Origin of the sequence: Joostella sp. CR20 (genome assembly GCF_038433465.1) — a bacterium.
Taxonomy (GTDB): Bacteria; Bacteroidota; Bacteroidia; order Flavobacteriales; family Flavobacteriaceae; genus Galbibacter.
Genome location: NZ_JAESVF010000027.1, coordinates 1 through 2,647, shown reverse-complemented (window position 1 = coordinate 2,647; position 2,647 = coordinate 1). Strand labels below are relative to the sequence as shown.

Annotated in this window: 2 protein-coding genes; both read left to right on the top strand. The window is 41.0% G+C overall.

Going from position 1 to position 2,647, the window contains the following annotated elements; translation table 11 throughout:
- The coding region (locus tag JMA43_RS13885; protein ID WP_342157311.1) for a PorP/SprF family type IX secretion system membrane protein at positions 1–852 on the top strand (852 nt) is incomplete at its 5' end.
- Between the two features lie 2 nt (positions 853–854).
- A partial coding sequence (locus JMA43_RS13880) for an OmpA family protein (RefSeq protein ID WP_342157310.1) occupies positions 855–2,647 on the top strand: 1,793 nt, incomplete at its 3' end.

Here is a 2,647-nt window from a genome sequence, read left to right as displayed (position 1 = left end):
GCGCAACAAGACCCTCAATACACGCAGTATATGTACAATACAATGGGGGTGAATCCTGGGTATGCTGGGAGTCGTGAGATGTTCAGTATCGCAGCGCTGTACCGCAACCAATGGGTTGGGATAGACGGAGCTCCAGAGACTTTTACTTTAGGAATCGATACCCCACTTGGGAAGAATGTCGGAGGAGGACTTTCGATTATTCAAGATCAATTAGGACCTTCCAAAGAAACCTATATCGACGGAAACTTTTCATATACTGTACATACAGGAGTAGACCAAAAGTTATCGTTTGGACTAAAGGCGGGAATCCGATTTTTAAATGTCGATTTCTCTTTAGGAAACTCAGAAGATCCAACCGATCCAGGACTAGAGAACATCAATTCAGAGGTGCTTCCAACGATTGGAGCAGGAATTTACTACCACACCGAAAAGTGGTATGTAGGATTTTCAGTACCTAACTTTTTAACCACCGATCATTACGATCAAGTGCAAGGGAGTGTGGCTGCCGAGCGTATGCACTTTTTCTTAATCGGGGGGTATGTATTTGATATTAACGAGTCGTTGAAATTTAAACCTGCAGTACTTGCCAAGGCGGTAAGTGGTGCGCCACTATCGGTAGATGTTTCGGCGAACTTTTTAATTCAAGAGCGACTTACTTTAGGACTTGGATATCGTTGGGATGATTCGGTAAGTGGACTGTTAGGATTCCAAGTAACACCAGGTATTTTTGCGGGTTATGCGTATGATTATACCACGAGTGAACTAAACAATTACAACAGCGGCACCCACGAGGTGATGCTTCGTTTTGATATCTTTAATAACCGTAGAATTAAATCACCTAGATTCTTTTAATTATGAGCAGACTATATATTTTATTACTGATACTTGTAAGTGCCACCACTTGGGGGCAGAGTTCTTCGGTAGCCAATCGTTACTTTGAGGAGTATGCCTACACCAAATCGGCTTCGATGTATGAAGAGATTGTTGCAGAGGGCGATTCTTCTAAGGTGAGCCTGCAACGCTTGGGCGATAGTTATTATAACATTCGAAACACTCAAAAGAGTGAACCTATATTTGCGGCTTTACTAGCAAAGTATCCCAACGATGTAGAAGCTATTTACACGTTTAAATATGCGCAGAGTTTACAATCCAACGGTAAAGATGAACAGGCCAAAGTATGGTTTGAGAAGTTTTTCGAAGCGGTTAAAAACGACAAGCGTGCGCAACGATTTATCAGTGGTATCAACGAGGTAAATCAAGCTAAAATTCCAAATGCAAAGAACTTAGGACTCGTAGATTTCAACAGTGAATATTCCGATTTTTCAGGATTTATTCAAAACGATACTTTGTATTGGTATTCGGCTCATAACAGTTCAGGAGGAAAAACTTATCAGTGGAACGACCAACCGTTTTTAGATGTATTTGCATCTAAAGTATCAGACAAAGGGGCTACGGCCAATTTACTTTCTGAAAATATTTTAAATGAAGTAAATACCAAATACCACGAGGCTACACTTTGCATTACCAAAGATGGGAAGACCATGTATTTTACGCGTGATAATTACGACGGACGCAAACTCGGAAAAGACAAAGACAAAACCACGCATTTAAAACTCTACAAAGCCACCCTTGAAGAAGGGAAATGGACAGACATTAAGGAGCTCCCCATTAACAACGATGCGTACTCTGTTGGACACCCTGCGCTGAATGCCGATGAGACGAAATTGTATTTTGTATCGGATATGCCAGGGAGTTTAGGTGAGAGTGATTTGTACCGCGTAAGTATTGTAAACGGTAATGTGTCGGAACAAACGGTAGAAAACTTAGGTGATCATATCAATACCGAAGGAAGTGAGATGTTCCCGTATTTGGATGCTGAAAATAATTTGTTTTTTGCATCAAACGGACATCCAGGTTACGGACTTTTAGATGTGTTTGTGGCTACACCACTAGGTGATCGTTACGATGCTGTGGAAAACCTTGGAAGTAGAGTAAACAGTAACCGTGATGATTTTGGATTTGTGGTAAAGGATGGTGTCGGATTTGTATCTTCCAACCGAGAAGGTGGTGTGGGTGATGATGATATCTACCGATTTGATTTTGAAAAATGTACCAAAGCACTTTTCGGAATTGTATATGACGAGCGTACCAAAGAACCGCTTTCGGGTGCTACGGTACGACTTATTGATGCCAATGGCGAACAATCGCAGATGCTTACTACAGGTGCAGACGGAAGTTACCGTTTTGATGCGGTTGATTGTGTAGCTGAAATTGTTATTACAGGAGAGAAACCAGATTATCGAAGCGTAAAAGAAACGGTGGCATTAAACACTCCAGAAACAGAACAAGATTTATACTTAAACAGTTTAATTGTAGACGACCAGATTGTACTGAATCCGATTTACTTTGATTTTGATAAGTCGAACATTAGACCAGATGCAGCGTATGAGTTAGAACATATTGTAACAGTGATGAACAACCACCCAGAGATGGTGATTGAAATAGAATCGCATACCGATTCACGAGGAAATGACGCTTACAACAGAGCATTATCAGATCGAAGAGCAAAATCTACCAGAGATTACTTATACTCACGAGGGATTGCTACAGGTAGAATTAAAAGCGCAATTGGATACGGAGAAAGTCA